The sequence below is a fragment of the Hydrotalea sp. genome (genome assembly GCF_049968455.1).
Taxonomy (GTDB): Bacteria; Bacteroidota; Bacteroidia; order Chitinophagales; family Chitinophagaceae; genus Hydrotalea.
In genome coordinates, this window is sequence record NZ_JBMFQT010000004.1 from 29,612 (window position 1) to 49,619 (window position 20,008).

At 33.8% G+C, this 20,008-nt stretch carries 15 protein-coding genes; 7 read left to right on the plus strand and 8 right to left on the minus strand.

Going from position 1 to position 20,008, the window contains the following annotated elements:
* Nucleotide 1: 1 nt before the first annotated feature.
* The 6 genes from ACP5P5_RS03720 (at nucleotide 2) to ACP5P5_RS03745 (ending at nucleotide 6,663) form a co-directional block, all read left to right on the plus strand.
* Nucleotides 2-880 carry a sugar phosphate isomerase/epimerase family protein gene (locus ACP5P5_RS03720; protein ID WP_428284769.1) on the plus strand — a complete coding sequence of 293 codons (879 nt, stop codon included), beginning with the start codon at nucleotides 2-4 and terminating at the stop codon, nucleotides 878-880.
* Between the two features lie 18 nt (nucleotides 881-898).
* The gene (locus ACP5P5_RS03725) at nucleotides 899-2,176 is read left to right on the plus strand and encodes a sugar MFS transporter (protein WP_428284770.1); all 1,278 of its coding nucleotides are present in this window, start codon (nucleotides 899-901) and stop codon (nucleotides 2,174-2,176) included.
* Nucleotides 2,177-2,201: 25 nt separating this feature from the next.
* Nucleotides 2,202-4,130 carry an alpha/beta hydrolase family protein gene (locus ACP5P5_RS03730; protein ID WP_428284771.1) on the plus strand — a complete coding sequence of 643 codons (1,929 nt, stop codon included), beginning with the start codon at nucleotides 2,202-2,204 and terminating at the stop codon, nucleotides 4,128-4,130.
* A gap of 6 nt (nucleotides 4,131-4,136) precedes the next feature.
* Nucleotides 4,137-4,877, plus strand: a complete 741-nt coding sequence (locus ACP5P5_RS03735) for a glucosamine-6-phosphate deaminase (protein WP_428284772.1) — start codon at nucleotides 4,137-4,139, stop codon at nucleotides 4,875-4,877.
* Between the two features lie 10 nt (nucleotides 4,878-4,887).
* Nucleotides 4,888-6,066 carry an N-acetylglucosamine-6-phosphate deacetylase gene (nagA, locus tag ACP5P5_RS03740; RefSeq protein ID WP_428284773.1) on the plus strand — a complete coding sequence of 393 codons (1,179 nt, stop codon included), beginning with the start codon at nucleotides 4,888-4,890 and terminating at the stop codon, nucleotides 6,064-6,066.
* 87 nt (nucleotides 6,067-6,153) lie between these two features.
* Nucleotides 6,154-6,663 carry a DUF421 domain-containing protein gene (locus ACP5P5_RS03745; RefSeq protein WP_428284774.1) on the plus strand — a complete coding sequence of 170 codons (510 nt, stop codon included), beginning with the start codon at nucleotides 6,154-6,156 and terminating at the stop codon, nucleotides 6,661-6,663.
* Between the two features lie 75 nt (nucleotides 6,664-6,738).
* Here ACP5P5_RS03745 and ACP5P5_RS03750 read toward each other — a convergent pair whose 3' ends face one another.
* The 5 genes from ACP5P5_RS03750 to ACP5P5_RS03770 form a co-directional block, all read right to left on the minus strand.
* On the minus strand, nucleotides 6,739-7,371 hold the full coding sequence (locus tag ACP5P5_RS03750; RefSeq protein WP_428284775.1) for an outer membrane beta-barrel protein: 633 nt from the start codon (nucleotides 7,369-7,371) through the stop codon (nucleotides 6,739-6,741).
* Between the two features lie 37 nt (nucleotides 7,372-7,408).
* On the minus strand, nucleotides 7,409-8,047 hold the full coding sequence (locus ACP5P5_RS03755) for a DUF4136 domain-containing protein (protein WP_428284776.1): 639 nt from the start codon (nucleotides 8,045-8,047) through the stop codon (nucleotides 7,409-7,411).
* 180 nt (nucleotides 8,048-8,227) lie between these two features.
* Complete coding sequence (gene atpC / locus ACP5P5_RS03760) at nucleotides 8,228-8,473, minus strand: ATP synthase F1 subunit epsilon (RefSeq protein WP_428284777.1); 246 nt, start codon at nucleotides 8,471-8,473, stop codon at nucleotides 8,228-8,230.
* A 31-nt stretch (nucleotides 8,474-8,504) separates the two neighbouring features.
* Nucleotides 8,505-10,010 (minus strand): F0F1 ATP synthase subunit beta, encoded by a 1,506-nt coding sequence (gene atpD, locus ACP5P5_RS03765; protein WP_428284778.1) that lies wholly within the window; start codon nucleotides 10,008-10,010, stop codon nucleotides 8,505-8,507.
* 168 nt (nucleotides 10,011-10,178) lie between these two features.
* Complete coding sequence (locus ACP5P5_RS03770; RefSeq protein WP_428284779.1) at nucleotides 10,179-10,811, minus strand: DsrE family protein; 633 nt, start codon at nucleotides 10,809-10,811, stop codon at nucleotides 10,179-10,181.
* A gap of 337 nt (nucleotides 10,812-11,148) precedes the next feature.
* Here ACP5P5_RS03770 and ACP5P5_RS03775 point away from each other — a divergent pair, with 337 nt between their 5' ends.
* Nucleotides 11,149-14,505, plus strand: a complete 3,357-nt coding sequence (locus tag ACP5P5_RS03775) for an Ig-like domain-containing protein (protein ID WP_428284780.1) — start codon at nucleotides 11,149-11,151, stop codon at nucleotides 14,503-14,505.
* A gap of 120 nt (nucleotides 14,506-14,625) precedes the next feature.
* On the opposite strand, the gene ispF is transcribed toward ACP5P5_RS03775, so the two are convergent.
* The 3 genes from ispF to porU all read right to left on the minus strand — a co-directional run bounded on the left by ispF (nucleotide 14,626) and on the right by porU (nucleotide 19,928).
* Nucleotides 14,626-15,114, minus strand: a complete 489-nt coding sequence (gene ispF, locus ACP5P5_RS03780; RefSeq protein ID WP_428284781.1) for a 2-C-methyl-D-erythritol 2,4-cyclodiphosphate synthase — start codon at nucleotides 15,112-15,114, stop codon at nucleotides 14,626-14,628.
* A gap of 148 nt (nucleotides 15,115-15,262) precedes the next feature.
* The gene (porV, locus tag ACP5P5_RS03785; protein ID WP_428284782.1) at nucleotides 15,263-16,351 is read right to left on the minus strand and encodes a type IX secretion system outer membrane channel protein PorV; all 1,089 of its coding nucleotides are present in this window, start codon (nucleotides 16,349-16,351) and stop codon (nucleotides 15,263-15,265) included.
* Between the two features lie 112 nt (nucleotides 16,352-16,463).
* A complete protein-coding gene (porU, locus tag ACP5P5_RS03790; protein WP_428284783.1) occupies nucleotides 16,464-19,928 on the minus strand; it encodes a type IX secretion system sortase PorU in 3,465 nt (1,154 codons plus the stop codon).
* Between the last annotated feature and the right edge of the window lie 80 nt (nucleotides 19,929-20,008).

Here is a 20,008-nt window from a genome sequence, read left to right on the forward strand (position 1 = left end):
CATGAAAAAAAAAATTAAAAACACCTTCCCTGTATCACTAGTTTTTTTGATAATATTCAATATATCCTGTAATACAAATCTGAGTCATAATAATGACTCTATCAATACACCACCATGGAATTTAGGTATTCAGTTATGGACATTCCATCTTTTTCCTTTTATTACAGCAATAGAAAAGGCAGACAGCTGTAAATTAGTGAATTTAGAAGCCTATTCCGGACAACCCATTGGGGGGGTATACCGCGATTCATTTAATATAAATATGTCTGAAACATCAAAAAGTTTTGTGAAAGCCTTTCTAAAAAATAAAAAAATGAAACTGATTGGTTTTGGCGTACTAAATCCAACCGATAAAAATGAATGGAAAAAAGTATTTGTATTTGCTAAAGAACTAGGAATACAAATATTAACAGCGGAACCAAGAAAACAAGACTTAGACTATGCAGATAGTTTAGCCGGAATATATGGGATTAAAATTGCTATTCATAATCACCCCAAACCAGCTCAATATTGGCATCCAGATTCAGTATTGGCTGCATCCATACATCATCCAAACATATTTGCATGCGCAGATATTGGACATTGGGCAAGAAGTGGCTTGGATCCTTTAAAATGTATTCAACTTTTAAAAGGCAAAATTGCCGATATACACTTAAAAGATGTTGACGCTTTTAATAAAATTGATGCTAATAATATGATATTGGGAGATGGTATAATTAACCTAAAAGCTATTTTTTCAGAATTAAAAAATCAAAGCTATAGTGGCCAAATATCTATTGAACATGAACAAAACTGGATGAACAATGTGCCAGACATAAGATTGAACATAAATTGGTATAACCAAGAAATGCTAACACTATTTAAACCAAACAAACTGTAATTAACATAATTGTATTACATGAATACAAAAACAATTTCAAAAGAAATAAATACCAAAGCTATTTTTATTATTGGTGTATTATTTTTCATATTTGGATTTATTACCTGGTTAAATGGAACGCTCATTCCATTTTTAAAGATTATATGTGAATTGCAAACAGACACGCAAGCATTCTTTGTAGTAACAGCCTCTTATATGGCATATTTTTTTTTAGCAATACCGGCATCTTTTATTTTAAAAAAAACGGGATATAAAAATGGAATGGCATTTGGCTTATTAATAATGACATTTGGCACTTTGATATTTCTGCCGGCTGCATCTTCGAGAAACTTTTCCTTTTTTTTGACTGGATTGTTTTTACAAGGAGCCGGACTTGCACTTTTACAAACTGCAGCTAACCCATACATAAGCATCCTTGGACCCATTGAAAGTGCCGCCAAAAGAATTAGCATCATGGGTATTAGTAACAAATTAGCTGGTGTAATTAGCCCATTAATATTAAGTACACTGTTGTTAGGAAATATTGAAAGTGTTGAAAAAAAACTAATAAACAATTCAAGTTTATCTGAAAAAACATTGATACTTACAGAATTAGCCAATAAAATAAAAGTTCCTTATATAATAATGGCAGTTATTCTATTTTCACTTGCTGTTTTAATTTTTCGTTCCGCATTACCGGAAATTAGGGATTCTAAGCAAAGTAATAATACTTCGGAAATAAATGCAACAACAAAAAGTATTTTTTATTATCCGCATCTTTGGCTCGGTGTATTAAGTATTTTTTTATATGTAGGAACAGAAGTATTAGCAGGTGATGCTATCGGAATTTATGGAAATGCAATGGGAATGCCATTCAATGAAACCAAATATTTTACATCATTTACGCTGAGTGGAATGTTAATTGGTTACATATTTGGTATTTTAACTATTCCAAAATATATTTCTCAGCAAGGCGCTTTAAAACTATGTGCCTTATTAGGTATTATTTTATCAATAGCCATCTATTTAACGAATGGTTATTTAGCCATTTTTTTTATTGCAATGTTAGGATTATCTAATTCATTAATGTGGCCAGCAATTTTTCCACTTGCAATAGATGGCTTAGGATCAAAAACTAAAATAGGTGCAGCTCTATTAATAATGGGAATAGCAGGTGGTGCATTAATACCATTAATTTTTGCAACACTAAAACATATACCTCACATAGGCTATAAATTAGCCTTTTTTCTATGCATATTCCCAGCGTATTCAATTATTTTATTTTTTTCGATTAAGGGTTTTAAAATAGGTAAATAAGCACTTAAAAATAAAGTTAGGGGAAATGTATCAAGATATTAGCATAAAAAACAAAACGTATTTAATAGAACCACCAATAAGTAAAACGGACAATATATACATTCAACTTAAAAAAGAAGCTAATCATTTAAGCAAAAAATTTACACCACCTACAAGTTTAGCAGACTGGAATAATAAAAAGAAATTTATATATAATGAAATTATAAAAAAAGCAGGCATTGAATTTTATAAAAATATACCAATTAAGATAAATATATCTAAAATTTTAGAAACGAAAAACTATACCATACAGAATATATATTTTAATACTCTCCCTAATGTTTATGCCACTGCTAACTTATATATACCCAAAGGTGAAGGACCATTTCCGGCAGTAATTAATTTACATGGTCATATTAAAGACGGACGATTAGATTCAACTATTCAAAACAGGGCGCACCTTTTAGCCAGTAATGGATTTGTTTGTTTGTGCATGGATACATTTGGTTCAGGAGAACGATCAGAAATACACGGAGAATCAGATTATCATGGTTCTAATAAAGGAACAGCCCTTTTTAATATCAATAAAACATTACTCGGTATTCAAATTACAGAAAATATAAGATGTATAGATTTATTAACAAGTTTACATTTCGTTGATAGTAATAATATTGGAGTAACAGGAGAAAGTGGTGGTGGAAATCAAGCCATGTGGTTAGCAGCAATAGATGAAAGAATAAAAGCTGTAGTACCTGTAGTTAGTGTAGGAACATTTGAAGCATTTGTAATGGAGCATAATTGTATTTGCGAATTATTACCGGACGGCTTAACATTTTGTGAAGAATTTCAAGTATTAGGACTAATTGCTCCAAGGGCTTTAAATATATTTAATGCACTTCAAGAAACACATGCAGCATTTAGTGCACATGAAATGGTTAAAACTGCAAGCAATGCAGGGAAAATATATAAATTATATAATTCTGATTCTTTCTTTCAGGTTCAAATATTTAATAATGCGCATGAGTATTCTTTAGATATGCAAAAAGCAATGTTAATATGGTTTAATCAACATCTAAAAAAATCGACTAATAAACTTCAACTCGAAATATCTGAAAAATGTTTTAGTGAAAGTGATTTAAGTGTATTTGCAAAAGGAAAGAGAGTAAGTGAAATCATTACTCAAAGTAAATTCTTAGAAATTGAAAGTAATTTATTGCAGCAAAATAATTTATCACAAACATTTAATCCGGAAGAAAAACGCGAAAAACTTAAAGAAATACTGAATATTAATACAGTAGCATTAACAGAAAATTTTCAAAACAGATCAGAAAAATATTCTTCTATGAAGTATCAAAAAAATATTTGTATTGAATGGACTTGCAATGACATCTCTACTTTAAATAAAAATAATAAAACGAAAAGGATTGATAATAATTCAATGATACAAATGGATCTTTATGGTTTCGGAGAAAATAAATCTTCTATAGCTGATTATTTTGATGGGCAAATGATAGCATACCATACTCTATTTAGATCTCTGTGTTGGATTGGCAGAACGTTAATAGGTGAATGGGTTATGCAAATGGTTGCTGAATTAGATACCATTATAAAAATAAACTCATTTGCAGATATTGAATTGACAGGCAGAAAAGAAGCAGGGTTGGCAATATTATTTCTATCTGCTATTCATCCTAATAAAATTAAAACTATTGAGTTAGACGATATACCTATAAGCTATTTATTTAAAGCAAATCAAAATTTTGATTATTACAATATGTCTATACATTTAAAAGGTATTTTAAATTGGGGCAATATTGTTACTGCGGCAGCATTAAGTAATGCAAAAATCATAATAAGAAATCCAAAAAACATTCATGGAAATATAATTACAGAATCTGAAAAAAAAGAATTTAAGGAAAGTCATACAATTCTTTCTAAAAGGTATAAGACAAATTCAAAATTAATTATAAATTAAACAATAATGAATATACACATTTTATCAAGCAGCAATTTACTGGGAAAAATTGCAGGAGAAAAGGCAGCAACTTTAATCAAACAGTCAATAAGAGAAAAAAATGCTGCAAATATAATTCTGGCAACTGGCGCAAGCCAATTTAATACTTTAGAATATTTAATAAAAGATAAAGAAATTGAATGGAATAAAGTAATTATGTTTCATTTAGATGAGTATATTGGTATCAAAGAAAGTCATCCAGCAAGTTTTAGAAGATATTTAATGGAACGTTTTTTAAATAAAGTGCCAAAATTAAAAGAAGTTCATTTAATAAATGGAGAAAGGGATGCAACAGAAGAATGTATTAGAATATCGCATTTAATTCAAGAATATTCAATTGATGTTGCTTTGGTTGGAATAGGTGAAAACGCACACCTTGCATTCAATGATCCACCAGCTAATTTTGAAGTGAATGATCCGTATATTATTGTAAATTTAGATGATGCTTGTAGAAACCAACAAATGAATGAGGGATGGTTCAAAAATATAAATGAAGTACCGCAACAAGCTATTAGCATGTCAATTAAACAGATCATGAAATCTAATAACATAGTTTGTTCTGTACCAGATAAAAGAAAAGCATTGGCAATAAAAAACTGTTTCCAAAATAAAGTAAGCAATCTTTATCCTGCAAGTATTTTACAAAATCACGATTTCTGTGATATATATTTAGATTTTGATTCGGCATCTATGCTCTGTAATTTATAATAAAAATTTTATGCGAATAGCTATAATTAATGGAAACATTATTACCTATAATGGAATAATAAAAAATGGCTATGTATTAATAGAGGATGGAATTATTATTAAAATTGGTGAAAATGTACATGATGAAGAAATAGATATTATTATAAACTGCAATGACTTATACGTAGCACCGGGTTTCATAGACTTACACGTTCATGGTGGCGGTGGATATGATTTTATGGACGAAACACCAGAAGCATTTGAAATGATAGCATGCACGCATTTAAAATATGGAACTACAACTTTAATGCCTACTACTTTAACAGGCAGTAAAGAACAAATATTAAATATACTAAGGTGCTACAAAGATTTTAAAAAATCAAATTTTAGAAAGGTTACATTTTTAGGCTTGCATCTTGAGGGTCCATATTTTGCGATGGAACAAAGAGGGGCTCAAAACCCAAAATACATTAGAAATCCAGATATAAAGGAGATAGAAAACATATTACTATTTGAGGAATATATAAAACGATGGAGTATAGCCCCTGAACTTCCAGGGGCGCTAATGCTGGGAAAATTGTTATCTGAAAAAAAAATAATCGCTGCTATTGCACATACAAATGCATTGTATGATGATGTAGTTTTAGCCTTCAAAAACGGTTATAATTTGATTACTCATTTATATTCTGCTATGAATGGTGTTGTTAGAAAAAAAGCTTATAGATATGCAGGGACCATAGAAGCAGCTTTTTTAAATGAAAATTTATATGTAGAAATTATAGCAGATGGCAAACATCTTCCTGCCCCACTTTTACAATTAGTTTATAAAATTAAAGGTCCCGATAAAATTGCACTAATTACAGATGCAATGCGCGCTGCTGGAACAGAAGTAACTAAAAGTATCTTAGGCAGATTAGATGATGGTGTTGAAGTAATTATTGAGGATGGAGTGGCAAAACTACCAGATAGAACTTCGTTTGCAGGTAGTGTAGCTACTACTAATCTTTTAGTAAAAACTATGTGGAAAGACGCAGGTATTGATTTAGTAGATGTTATTAAAATGATGAGTACTACGCCAGCAAAAATTGCAGGAATTGATCATGAGGTTGGTTCTATTGCCTTGAATAAGAAAGCTGATCTTGTAATCTTTGATTTAGAGGTAAACATTAAAAAAGTACTTAAAAATGGTATTGTGTTAGAAGACAATTAGTTACTAGAAACCATTATCAAGTTTCTCTATTTTTTTATCAATGTCCAATAGATTAAATTGCTTTTCATTTAACATTTAACATTTAACATGCTACCCCCCTATTTAATTATTGCAGCCAAATCAACTGCCATATATTTATTTATAATTACAGCTATTAGGATTTTTGGTAAAAAGGAATTATCGCAGCTATCGGTAATTGATTTTGTTTTTATTTTATTAATTAGCAATAGCGTACAAAATGCAATGGTTGGTGATAATACAACACTACAAGGTGGATTTGCAGCAGCATGTGGCTTATTTATTAGCAATTATGTTTTAAAATTAATATTAAGAACTTCACCATTATTCAGCAAAATAGTGCAAGGGGAAAAAATATTACTAATACATGATGGTATAATATTACGAGAGGGACTAAGAAAATCAATGTTCAGTATAGATGAATTAAAAAGTGCTATTAGAGAGCATGGAGTAGACAAAATTGAAGATGTTGACTTGGCTATTTTAGAAGTGGATGGAAACATTAGTGTACTATCAAAAAACTATTCACATAGAACAGTAAAAGCCAGAAAAAAGCCTCAGTTATCGCATAACCCATAATTTAGCAATAAAAAACAGCTATTCCCATTCAGAAATAGCTGTATATACAATTGCAAATTTGTATGAAAAAACAGATTAATGCAATTGAAAAATGAGCCCTGCATGTATGCCTACCATATTAATATTCGAAGCATCGCTCATACCAAATTTGGTATAGTTGTATGATACACCAATTTTTGCAGCAACATTTGAATTGTATCTGCTAAAAGGTAAATCAATTCCTGCATCAGCCATGGCAGAAAATTTACCACCGGAAGTGTTATCGGATGAAAACTCACCTAAGTATTGATTATAAGTTACAAAGCTAATACCTGCACCCACTGAAGCATAGGGTTGTATTAGTTTAGAGGTGCCTAAGAAAGGAGTATAAGTAAATTTAGCCAATACAGGTACCACTTGTATGGAATTAGATAATATAGCAGAGATTTGTTGATTGGGTGCTAAATCATACACAGCTCTTGGATATTTCTGATAAAAGTCTTGAAAGCCAAAGCCCAGGCCCACAGCAAATTTATTATTTAAACCAAGCGACAAGTCGCCCATAATTCCTCGTGGTGAAGTGTTAGAAACATAATTAGACTTAAAATTGCCAAGTGGCAAACCAACATTATAGCCTGCATTTAACTTAACAACACCTCGCTGTGCCATTACTGAATTTATTGATGCTAAACACATCAATATAACAATAGGTATAATATATTTTTTCATATAATACTTTTGTTTATGTTTATAAATAGAACCACCATTAATTTGCTTTTATGTATGGTGACTGACTGAATAATGCCTGTACCTGACTATCGGCTGTAGTAGCATCAGCTATGCCTTCTCCACGTATTAAACCATTCCATATAATCTTTATTTTACCATTAGCGGCTGCATTTTTCAGGTCTAACATGTCAATTGAAAGTGCACCGGAATTAATTTGATATGTGCCATAGAAGTATGGAGAATAATAACCATAACCACCATATCCCCAGTAAGTAGGATCATAATAACCTCCATAATAATCGTAATAGCTACTGTAATCAATTATGCCAGTAGTAGTTGTATTTATATATGTTACATTGATACCTAAATCTGGATTATTGGATTTCGACACTAATGTGTAACCCGCCTGTTGCATATACTTACTAATGGCATCAAGAAATGCCTGACCTGTTGGAGTAAGCGAGGTAGAAGTCTGCCCATTATTAATAACCGTGATAGAATCGTTAATGCTAAAAGTTTTGTAGTTGTTGAAATTAACAGTTGAATCTCTTTGGGTGATATAAATACGTGTATCGGCATTACTTAAGTTATTTACTGCACTGTTTTTGGTACAACTTACCAAACCCAAAACCAGCAGTGCAATAAAACTAAATGCCCATTTTTTAGTTTGTTTCATACAGGAAAATTTTATGATGTAAATTTAATCATTATCGAAAGCATTAGATTGAATAGGTTGTGAATAGTTAACACAAGCGCAGGGTTTTAAGATTTTATTGACACTACTATTATAAACAGATTAAAAAAACACCCAAAAGGGTGTTTTTTTAAATTATAATATTTAATAAAGAAAAGTGTTTTAATGAACCCCTTCAACCAAAACGGTTACTTTGTTATTTAATACCTCAGCAAAACCCCCGGTAATAGCGTAGTGTTCTGTTTTATGCTTATCAACTAGCACTTTAATATTTCCTTTGGTTAATGCACTTACCATTGGCGCATGTTTGTCAAGCACTTCAAACAAACCTGAAATACCCGGTAGTTGTATGCCATAAATATTACCGCTGTATACTTTCTTTTCAGGTGTTAATATTTCTAATTGCATAAATCTTAGTTTCCAATTAACAATGTTTGAATTAGCTACGAGCCTGAGACAATAATTTTTTACCTTTTTCTATGGCGTCTTCAATAGTACCTACCAGGTTAAAGGCAGCTTCAGGATATTCATCAACGGCGCCATCCATAATCATATTAAAGCCTTTAATAGTATCATTAATATCTACAAACACCCCTTTTAAACCGGTAAACTGTTCTGCCACGTGGAAAGGCTGTGATAAGAAACGCTGCACTTTTCTTGCACGGGCAACTACTAATTTATCTTCATCGCTTAATTCATCCATACCGAGAATTGCAATAATATCTTGCAACTCCTTATAGCGTTGTAAAATTAATTTCACACGGTTAGCACAATCATAGTGTGCATCACCTACAATGGCAGGCGTTAAAATACGAGAAGTTGAATCCAATGGGTCAACCGCAGGGTAAATACCTAAGTCGGCAATCTTACGGCTTAATACCGTAGTTGCATCCAAGTGAGCGAAAGTTGTTGCCGGAGCCGGATCGGTTAAGTCATCCGCAGGTACATATACTGCCTGTACTGATGTAATAGAACCATTTTTGGTAGAAGTAATACGTTCTTGCATTAAACCCATTTCAGTAGCCAAGGTAGGCTGATAACCTACGGCAGAAGGCATACGACCTAATAAGGCTGATACTTCAGAACCTGCTTGGGTGAAACGGAAAATGTTATCAACGAAGAATAAGATATCTCTACCCTTGCCTGTTCCATCGCCATCACGGAAATATTCTGCAATTGTTAATCCACTTAGGGCTACACGTGCACGAGCACCTGGGGGTTCATTCATTTGTCCGAATACAAAAGTGGCTTTTGAATCTTTCAATTCCTCTAAATTCACTTTACTTAAATCCCATCCACCTTCTTCCATACTGTGCTTAAAGCCCTCACCATATTTCATAATGCCGGCTTCAATCATCTCACGTAGTAAGTCATTCCCTTCACGAGTTCTTTCACCAACACCGGCGAATACTGATAAACCGCCATGCCCTTTGGCAATATTGTTAATTAATTCTTGAATTAATACCGTTTTACCTACCCCTGCACCACCAAACAATCCAATTTTACCTCCTTTTGCATAAGGCTCAATCAAATCAATTACTTTAATACCGGTATATAATACCTCAGTAGCAGTACTTAAGTTTTCAAATGTTGGAGGTTTACTATGAATTGGGCGACCATTGGCTTTTGAAATTTGAGGCAAACCATCAATAGCATCACCGGTTACATTAAACAAACGGCCATTAATTCCTTCACCAACCGGCATTGAAATAGCTTTGCCGGTATCAACAGCTTCCATACCACGTACCAATCCTTCAGTTCCATCCATTGCTATGGTACGAACACTATCTTCACCCAAATGTTGCTGTACTTCCAGCACCAGTGTATCGCCATTGGGCTTTTTTATTTCTAATGCATTGTAAATTTCGGGCAAATCGTTTTGGTTGGGAAAATGCACATCCACAACGGCTCCAATAATTTGCTTGATATTACCTATAGCGGCCATAAATAGACAGTTTTTTTAAATTTTGCGGCAAAGGTAAGGGAATGAAGGTTTCAAATTCTAACCATTTTTTAATAAATGAAAATTTTTATGCCGAGACGACATAAACACTTCAAATCCGGTAGCCTTTGCCTTATTTATTCAAGTTAAAATTGCTTTTTACGATTGTCATTAATCTGCCTTATCCTCATTATATAATATGTACCCTTTTAATTGATAGTACGACAACATAGTTTGCGCCGATAAAGCTAAGCCTATATTGGGTATTAAATCATCCATAGAAAGGTTCAAAACGTTTAAAGCCTGACCACAAGCAATAAACTTTACCCCTTTACTTTGTAATTCTTCTATTAGAGGAAGGTTTAAATTGTCAATTTTATAGCGCTTTTTGTAGTTACTGTTGGTTAATAAAGAAAACAAGGAAGGTCCATGTACCAATACCACCACGTCTAAATTTTTTGCCGGCACTCCCGATGCAACGTGCAGATTCATGATTCTTCCTATTTCTGTGAATCCTGAATTTTCCGTTTTAGCTGAACTAGAATCAGTCGGACCAACCGTTACACTAAATAATAGTTTGTAGGGCAGGTTTGCATCTATATTTTCAGTAATCCCTTTTACAGGTATCACTCCTGTCCATAAGCTGGTTTGCACAAAAGGGTGTATAGCCAACTTTTCAAACTTTGCCTGCATCCGTGTTTGCCTTTTGCTAAGCTTTTTATCAGCATTTTGGGCCATTAATGCCTGATGAAAAAAGGGAAAAGCAAAAAGGAAGATAAATAAGTAGCGTATAAAATATTTCATATATCAAAGGTTTGGTTAATCAAGTTATGCTTTGCTATCCGATTTCTATCTTTTTTCAGCAAAAAAATTATATGCATTAAAAAATAACCTTAACTAACCCCAGCTAAATGAACTTTTTGTTACGGTTAATTTTTTAATACCGACTTTTTACAAATGCACTTATTTTTGGCGCTTTAATTATTTATTAATCAATTAAAACGGCAGGCCTAAACCGTAGAATTATTTACCGATATGATTTTGTCGTAAAAAAGTAAATTATTAGTTTCACTTTTTTAATTAATATTTAATTAACAATCTGTTGTACAAAAAACCAAAATTTATAAACAAACATGCACCTATGGGAAAATTTTACACAAAAAAGTTATTTTCATTAGGATTATTGATCCTTTTGTTTGCTTCAGGTAAGGCCCAAGTATTTTTGGGAGCTTCGCCTTTTACACAAAATTTTGATACTATTGGCACCAATGGTTTGCCAAATGGTTTTACGGTTAGAACGGGAGCTAACAACACCTCATTGGGTACTGCAGCAGCATTAACTACTTCAGCCACCAGTTGGTTTAGCACCTCTGGGCGTTTTAGCAACTATGCCTCTGCAACGGGCTTAAAAGCCAGCACCCCATCAACTACACAAAGCACCATTTCCAACCGTGCAATAGGAGTAAGGCAAACCGGTAGCTTTGGCGACCCGGGTGCAGCTTTTGTGTTTCAGGCGGTAAATACCAAGGGCAAAAAAGATTTTGCTTTAAGTTTTAATCTGCAATCGCTCGATAGCAGCTCACCTCGCAGTACTACTTTTTTAGTTCAATATGCTACGGGTACCAATCCAAACAGCTTTACAACTGTGGCTTCTACCCCAACCCCTCTGGTAACCGGAGGAGGAAAATTTTTTGACACATTGGTAAATGTAAATTTTGGCAATTCCTTAGATGATATTAATGATACGGTGTGGATAAGAATAGTTACTTTATCAGCTAGTACAGGTAGTAGTAATCGTGCCACTTCGGCCATTGACAATTTTAATCTTAGTTGGAATGAAATTCCTACTGATACCATCCCACCTGTTGATACACTTTTAATTCCCGCAAATGGGGCTACCGGTTTTTCTTCTGTTTTACCATTGAAAATTTATTTTAGTGAACCGGTAGTTGCCAATAACGGAAATATATACATTAATGATGTTACTGATAATGTTACTGATACAATTAAGGTTGATAGTAGCATAATAATTATTAGTGGCAACCTAGTTACCATTAATACTTCCTTACAACCATTAAAACATTATGCTATTGGTATTGATGCAGGAGCATTTACCGACTTTTCAAACAACGCTTATTCCGGTAAAAATTCTAACAATTGGCAATTTTCTACCGCCAGCAATGATACCGTTCCTCCTGTTATTACCGGTTTATCGCCTGCTAACGGAGCTACCAATGTACCCATTAAACCTAATTTCAGCATAAAGTTTAATGAGGGGGTTACATTAGGTTTAGGAGCAATTGAAATAAAACAAGTAAGTAATGATAGTTTGGTTCAAGTTATACAAGTGAATACAGCTACAGCAAGCGATAGTACAATTCAATTTTCGGCAACTACTAATTTAAAATTTAGTACTAAATATTACGTAAAAATATCAGATACAGCTTTCCAAGATTTATCAGGGAATTACTTTGTGGGATTCAATGATAGCACGCATTGGAGTTTTACTACTCAGGCACCTAATTATTTCTTTAGTTTAAATAATTGCAGTAATGGCTTACCTGATGCCTTTAGCCAATACAATGCTGCCGGCGATTCTACATGGAATTGCACCATTTATGGTTATCAAGGTAATGGCATTCAAATGAATGGCTATGGCGGTGGTGGCGCACAGTTGAATGATGATTGGTTAATAAGTCCTCCTTTAGATTTAACCAGCTTTACTTACCCATTGTTACAGTTTTATAACAGAACTAAATATAATGGGCCTCAATTAAAGTTGTTGGTTTCTACAAATTATTCGGGCTCTGGTGATCCGGCATTAGCTACTTGGACAGAAATAAACGGGCATTTCCCTCCCATTAATTCTGACACATGGACCAAGTGTGATAGTATCAACTTAACAAATTTCAAATCAACTAATACATACATTGCCTGGCGTTATGCTTCAAACCCAACTGATGGAGCTGCCAGAACTACATTAGATAATATAACTATTTATAATAGTTCTCAAATACCGCAACCCAGCATTACAGTTCAACCCAATGATTTGTTTTTTGGATATACTGCAGCCGGAGCAAGCACTGCGGGGAAAGCTATTCAGTTTACAGTATTAGATGCAAACAGCAATCTTACCATAACAGCACCTTCACAGTTTCAGGTTTCAAAAGATAGCAGCAATTATGGCAATAGCATACAATATACCCCTAGTGAATTAGCTCAGCCAAACGTTAAGGCATTTGTGCGATTTGCACCTAATCAAAACAACCTAGAGTTTAGCGGACAAATTAATTTTGCTATTGCTGCCGTAAACAAAAACTTCACAAGAGTATATGGTAATACCATTAATAGAAGTAATACCATTGATATTATTAACTGGAATATTGAATGGTTTGGAAGCAGTGGTTTTGGACCAACTAATAAAGATTTACAAGAAAGCAACGTTAAAAAAGTATTGCGTTATTTAGATGCAGACATTTATGCGCTAATTGAAGTGGTAGACACCATGCGATTTAGAAGATTAGTTGATTCATTAGGAAGCAATTGGGGTTATACCATTTCTCCATTCTGCACCAATGCGAGTACCCCATCAGGTGGCAACTGGTTAAGTGGTCAAAAAATGGCATTATTGTATAAAAAAGATATGGTAAGTAATGTTACTGGAAGAGGCTTTATGTTAAGTAGTCCTACTGCTTATAGTAGTTGGGCAACAGGCCGTGTTCCTTATTTAGTTACTGCCGATATTACCAAGAATGGTGTAACAAAAACTATTAATTTCTTCATCATTCATGCTAAATCGGGAAGTACCAGCTCAGATTATGATAGAAGATATGCCGGTGTAAAAGAAATGAAAGATAGTTTAGATGCAAGCTTTAGCAATAGCAATGTTATGATCTTAGGCGATTATAATGATGATTTAGTAAGTACAATTTCAACAGGTTCAGGTCCTGTTTCATCGTGGGATCCAATTTTGAAAGATTCTGTTGGAACTAAATTTTACAAAGCACTTACCCTTCCATTAGATTATCAAGGTTATGCCACAACCATCGATTATCCCGGAATGATTGATCATAATATCATTTCAAGCAGCTTAATAAGTAGTTACATCAATAATTCAGCTAAAGTTCGTACCGATGTAACATCAGTAGTCCCTGATTATCTATCCAATAACACATCCGATCACTACCCCATTTATGTACGATTTAATTTCGGAACTACCACCGCTGTTACTCCTGTAAATAATGATCCGAATTTACTAAACTTGCTTGGGAACCCCGTTCACCAACAAATTCGCTTTATGTTTAACAAAAATGTGAATGGCCGTTTACAAATTCAATTAATGGATTTAAATGGACAAATGTTACAAAATCAAATTGCAGAGCAGGTTACTAAAGGTCAAATTATAAGCTTACCGGTACAAAGCTTACCGGCAGGAACTTATATGTTACGTGTGGCACATAAAGATGGCACTACAGTAAAACAAATATTAAAATACTAAAGTTTGGTTGTTTGGTTGATGAAAAAACCCGTAGCTTTAATTAGCTGCGGGTTTTGTTTTTATACTAACCGTTACAGGTTTATGTAAAGATATTTATGGACTAATATATTAACAATTGACCTACAATACCAATTTTGCTGGTTTATGAATAAGCACGGTAGCATAAGCAACCAATCCTTCTTCTCTTCCAACGAAGCCCATTTTTTCGGTGGTAGTAGCTTTTACAGATACATCTTCTTCAGTTATGTTGCAAGCTTTTGCTATAACTTGTTGCATCTGTTTAACATAAGGCTTTATTTTGGGAGCCTCCAAACAAATACTTGAATCTATATTAATAATTTTATATCCTTTCCCCCCAATTAATGCAACACATTTTTGAAGTAAAATTTTGCTGTCAATATTTTTGTATTCGGCTGCCGTGTCAGGAAAATGTAATCCAATATCGCCTAAACAGGCGGCACCTAACAATGCATCACAAATCGCATGCAATAAAACATCAGCATCAGAATGGCCTAATGCCCCTTTATGATAAGGTATATGAACACCACCCAACCAAAAATCGCGTCCGGGGACCAACTGATGAAAATCAATGCCAAAACCAATTCGCATATAAAAAAATTTAAGTAATAAAATAGTTCCAACAATTTAGTGCAAAGGTTCCTTACATTAAAATAAAAAGCCCGGTTGTGCATTACGATGAAAAAGTCCGGATTTTATTAACCCGGACTTTTGTTGCATTAAACCATTGAAATATGATTTATTTTTTTGAACCATTGTTCGCCAAATCAAAATTTAATCCAATACGAATGGTATTGGAAAGTGGGTTACGGGTTGTAACATATCCTGAGGCTACTAAATAAGAAAGATTGATACCAATATTTTGATAATTCAAACCCAATCCAAAGGTTAAATAGTTTCTGTTACCTCGATATTTGTTTTCATAAAAATAACCCGTTCTAATAAAAAAAGTATTGTCGTAATTATACTCTGCCCCAGCAGAAACAGTCCATGACGTTAATTGATTACTACCATCATTAAACGATTTAAACCAGCTTGAGAAAACACTTTGTGTATAATAAGTGGGAGCCGTTGTAGAATCGTAAGTAGGTACCAACAATTTATTTAAATCGAGTGCAAATGTTATACTATTATCACGGTCTAAACGAGCTTTGTAAGCAGCACCTAAACCTAAGTTGGCAGGAATGTAATCTTTATTATTTGCATCGTTAGTATAACTAATTTTCGATCCAAGATTGCTTAAAGTTACCCCCCAAGTAAAATAGCTTTTAGTTGTATCAGGAGCAATGTGATATAAGGTAACATCGCCTGCAACTGATGATCCCGCTTTATAAATAACACCGCTGTTATTAGGATCGCCTGAAGCAAGACTGCTATTAATGTATCGCAATGCTACACCAATGCCTAATTGATCAGATAATTTACGTGAATATCCAAAGTCAATACCGAACTCACGGGGCATTGAAGAACCCAACAAATTACCGTTTGCATCAGCAAACTGAATATTGCCTAGGCTAAAATAACGCACAGAAGCAGATATTACCTGTTCGTCGTCTAATCTATGATATCCTGCGATGCTAGCTAAATACACATCATTCAATCCTAAATCTCTAAACCAAGGAGAATAAGTAACACCAATGGAATTATCATTTTTAGCAAAAGGCAATTTGGCTCTATTCCAAAACATACCATTTACGTCGGGTGAAGTAGCAATACCAACATCGCCCATTCCACTTGCTCTTGCATCACTAGAAATTCTTAAAAATGGTACTGCTGTAGTTGTAACATTCACGGTTTGAGTTTGTGCAAAGGCAACTGTGCCTAGCATGCATAACACAAGTAGTAAAAAGAATAACCTTATTCTCATATTTAATTGAATTGTATAAAAATACCCAATGGGTTAAAAAAATTTCGGAGTAGAATTAATTCATTCAACTATTTTAATGAATAATAAATTTGGATGTTGCTTCAGCTTTTCCTGTATTGGAGGCTGCAATAATATGATAAAAATACAAACCATTCAAGATTTTTTTGTTATTCAGCCCTCGCCCATCCCAATTTAATTCTAAAACACCACCCTGAGTATTAGGAACTGTTTGCAATAACCTTGCCACCATACTGCCATTCATATTATAAACGTATATTTCTACTTGTATTTCATTATCAGGAAAGTTTTGTACCAACCTAAAGGTAGTTTGGTTTGAAAATGGGTTGGGGTAATTATATACCGATAAAATACTTAATGGAGCGGCATTAACTGTAAACTGTAAATTTACTGTAGTAGCTATGTTGGCTACGTTCCATGCCTTAATGGTTAAGGTATGTTTTCCTGCATTAATACCGTTTAATGGAAAGCGAATGAAGCCCGACTGATAACTATTAGGTAATGCTTCATAAAAACTATTCAATACCATAGGGTTATTGTTATTATCATCTAGCACCGCTGTAATATCGTGGCCTATTCCTGCTCCAATAGTGTTAATTCCTAAAGAATCAAATAAATGAACAAGCAAGATGGGGTTGGGTCCTACGTTACTTCCATTCACAAATAAAGTATCATTTAAATAAGCTTTTATGGTTGGTGCACTAATAACATTAGGTAATAAACTATCACCTCCACCAATTAAAAAATTGTTGGTATAACCGGCTGCATCAAGGGTATTGTTCCAGGCATATAAGCTAAGTTTTCCATTTCCCACTTTGTAATTAATATCTTTTGGAACTACGAAACTTACCTGAAATTGTCCGTTACTAACCGATACTTGTCCTTTATAAATGATATTGGTTTGTTGTGAAAATGTTGTTATGGGACTTGCAGGATTATTTCCTAAAGTTTTGATGAGTTGAGGTTTATCGAACAAAGTAGCAATTAAGTTTCCATTGAAATTAGTTTGTACTTGCCCCTGATTATTTGTAACAATACCGCCAAATGTGTAGGTATTTAAAGCCTTTAAAGTATCAGCACTTGTTAACCCCTTACCATTTAATGTAGTTACTTGTATTTGCAATGAAGGAAAAGCTAATTGCATTGCCGGATCTCCAAGCAAAGTAAATTTTCTATTGTTCAACACATCTCCACTTGATTGGTAGGTTAGGTTTTTGGCTGCTAACACTGCCTCACCCAAATTAGGGTATGCACCATTTGCCTTTCGTTGCAAAGCAGCTTGCATGTAGTTATTATTAATGATTTGATTACTATAGGCAAAAACCACCCGTGTAGTAGTTAATAACGCAATAGCACCATTTAAACTATTATACAATAAACCACCACCTAAAGAATTTTTCGTAGGATCGTCATAAGGAGCAAAATCACAGGTTGCTGTAATAAACAAGGGTAATTTACCCGCATTGTTAAGCTGTTGTAATTCGGCTTGGCCAAATACTGCTGAATTGGATAGTTGTTGATATCCACCATGACCGTTATAGTTAAAAAATAAAGCTCCATTATATAACTGATTCACAATGGCCGTGTTTACCTGAGGATAACGACTTCCTGCTGCAGTACTTACCATTGGGTATGCATCTAAGTAAATTTTAGTTGCGTTTAAAGCACTATCTTTTTGTGCAGCAGTAGAAGCTATAGATTCGGCATCTTGCAAATGCAGGTCATTATCTTTATCATCAGCAACAAAAATGGTTTGATTACGCCACGCCCCAAACGTAGAAGGATTATGATATTGAATTACTTTATTTACCATGGTGTTGGCTTCAGCAATACTTCTTACTGGAAAACGCCCAATTGCTAATTGCAAAGGAGGTGAAGGGTTAATTTGGTTAATATCATCTGAATTACCTAGTAATGCAAAAAAATCATCTGTAACATAGGTATTCAAAGGTTCTATACTATTACTACTTTCATAGGAAGGAACAAAATTGGTATTGGGCTGAATACGATTTTTATAATCAAATGAAGCTGCCCCTATTAACAGTACATACTTTAATCGATTGGCTGAGTCGGTACCAAATTTATCGTAATACATTTTTAAGAAATCGCGAATGGCAGAAGGATCTGCAATTCCACTTCCAAACTCCTGAAAAATTTGTGTGGTTGTTATCACCTGAACCCGCTGCTGATAATAATTTTGATGAAAACCGGCTAATTGGTTTGCAGCATTTAAAAATTGAGGATGCGTTATAATAATAAAATCAGTGGGTAAAGTTTGATGTAGATTTTGATTAGGTATTTGACCCAAAGCAATGGGCACTAGCGCATTTACGTCTGAAAAAGCAATAAACTGCCTTAATGAATCGGCTTTTTGTATAAAGCTTAGCTGTTGGTTACTAACCTGCACTTGCATTTCAATGGGTTGTAAAGGCTGAGTAACATCCCAAACACGAGTACCATTATTGGCATTCCCTAATTGATATTGAGCCACCTGATTTATGCCTACTGCTGTAGGATTGGCAAATTGTAAAAAGGGGGTATTGCTATACATTGCTAATTGCCGCCTAAATTGTATGGTAATTTGTTGATACCAACCTTGCGCACCAGATACCCCCGGATTAAATGAAAGTGAAAGTTTTAATACACTATCTATGCCGGTTAAAGCAATAAATGCTTGTTGCTGAACAGCAGCGGCATAAGCATCTAAAAAATAGCCTGATACTGCATTAATAGTTGGTGTTGCAAATAAATTACCATTCAAAGCCAAACTAAAATTACTGTTGGCTCCAACACTAATACCGGCCAAATAATAGTTAATAGTAATAGGCATCCCATTTAAAATACCCGGAGCATTCACTATAAAGTTTCGAGTTAATCCAGCCGATTGGTTCATAGGATTACTCCACCACAACTTCCCACTATTTAATAAGTTTACAGAATCGGGCTCAAAAGCCACATGCTCTGTGTAATTGTTAACCTGGGTTGTTGGATTTAACCCCGAAGGCTGAAGTAAAATTCTTTTACCGGAAGGTTGTATGGTTAAAAAATAGTAAGCAGTATCACTGTACAAATTGGTTACATATTTAAACTGTTGGTTCACACTATCAAATACCCATTGCTTTGTTCCGTCAGCATAAAATAAAAAATAGTCATTGTTGTTAAAAACACCATCGCCCCCATCATTCACCCAAATGGCATTTTCAAAAAGGTCATCAATTCGGGGCGTAGCATTATTTTCGGGAATCATTTGGCCACCATTACCATATAAACGAATATTTGCAGAAGGCAAATTGGCCGTATTTACACCTAGGTTTTTTAAGAAATTAACATCAATTTTATAAATACCCCCCTTTACAACTCCAATTTTATACCAATTACCTGAAGATAAAACCGAACCCGTTGCATAATTTCTTTGCGCTTTTAACGTTAATACAGCAATAAGCGTAAAAAAAAGTAGGGAAAATTTTAAAAAAAAGGCAATAGTTTTTGGCTGGAAACAATTTATCGTTTTATTTAGCATACGCATTTACAACGGCTATACCCTGTTTTAAAGGTTAAAATTAGGGTTTTAGATGTAAGTATGCAGGTTTTATATATTTC

Bases quoted from the DNA above. Each gene is read 5' to 3' on its own strand.
- ACP5P5_RS03720 (WP_428284769.1), top strand. From the start codon at position 2: ATGAAAAAAAAAATTAAAAACACCTTCCCTGTATCACTAGTTTTTTTG.
- ACP5P5_RS03725 (WP_428284770.1), top strand. From the start codon at position 899: ATGAATACAAAAACAATTTCAAAAGAAATAAATACCAAAGCTATTTTT.
- ACP5P5_RS03730 (WP_428284771.1), top strand. From the start codon at position 2,202: ATGTATCAAGATATTAGCATAAAAAACAAAACGTATTTAATAGAACCA.
- ACP5P5_RS03735 (WP_428284772.1), top strand. From the start codon at position 4,137: ATGAATATACACATTTTATCAAGCAGCAATTTACTGGGAAAAATTGCA.
- nagA (WP_428284773.1), top strand. From the start codon at position 4,888: ATGCGAATAGCTATAATTAATGGAAACATTATTACCTATAATGGAATA.
- ACP5P5_RS03745 (WP_428284774.1), top strand. From the start codon at position 6,154: ATGCTACCCCCCTATTTAATTATTGCAGCCAAATCAACTGCCATATAT.
- ACP5P5_RS03750 (WP_428284775.1), bottom strand. From the start codon at position 7,371: ATGAAAAAATATATTATACCTATTGTTATATTGATGTGTTTAGCATCA.
- ACP5P5_RS03755 (WP_428284776.1), bottom strand. From the start codon at position 8,047: ATGAAACAAACTAAAAAATGGGCATTTAGTTTTATTGCACTGCTGGTT.
- atpC (WP_428284777.1), bottom strand. From the start codon at position 8,473: ATGCAATTAGAAATATTAACACCTGAAAAGAAAGTATACAGCGGTAAT.
- atpD (WP_428284778.1), bottom strand. From the start codon at position 10,010: ATGGCCGCTATAGGTAATATCAAGCAAATTATTGGAGCCGTTGTGGAT.
- ACP5P5_RS03770 (WP_428284779.1), bottom strand. From the start codon at position 10,811: ATGAAATATTTTATACGCTACTTATTTATCTTCCTTTTTGCTTTTCCC.
- ACP5P5_RS03775 (WP_428284780.1), top strand. From the start codon at position 11,149: ATGGGAAAATTTTACACAAAAAAGTTATTTTCATTAGGATTATTGATC.
- ispF (WP_428284781.1), bottom strand. From the start codon at position 15,114: ATGCGAATTGGTTTTGGCATTGATTTTCATCAGTTGGTCCCCGGACGC.
- porV (WP_428284782.1), bottom strand. From the start codon at position 16,351: ATGCTAGGCACAGTTGCCTTTGCACAAACTCAAACCGTGAATGTTACA.
- porU (WP_428284783.1), bottom strand. From the start codon at position 19,928: ATGCTAAATAAAACGATAAATTGTTTCCAGCCAAAAACTATTGCCTTT.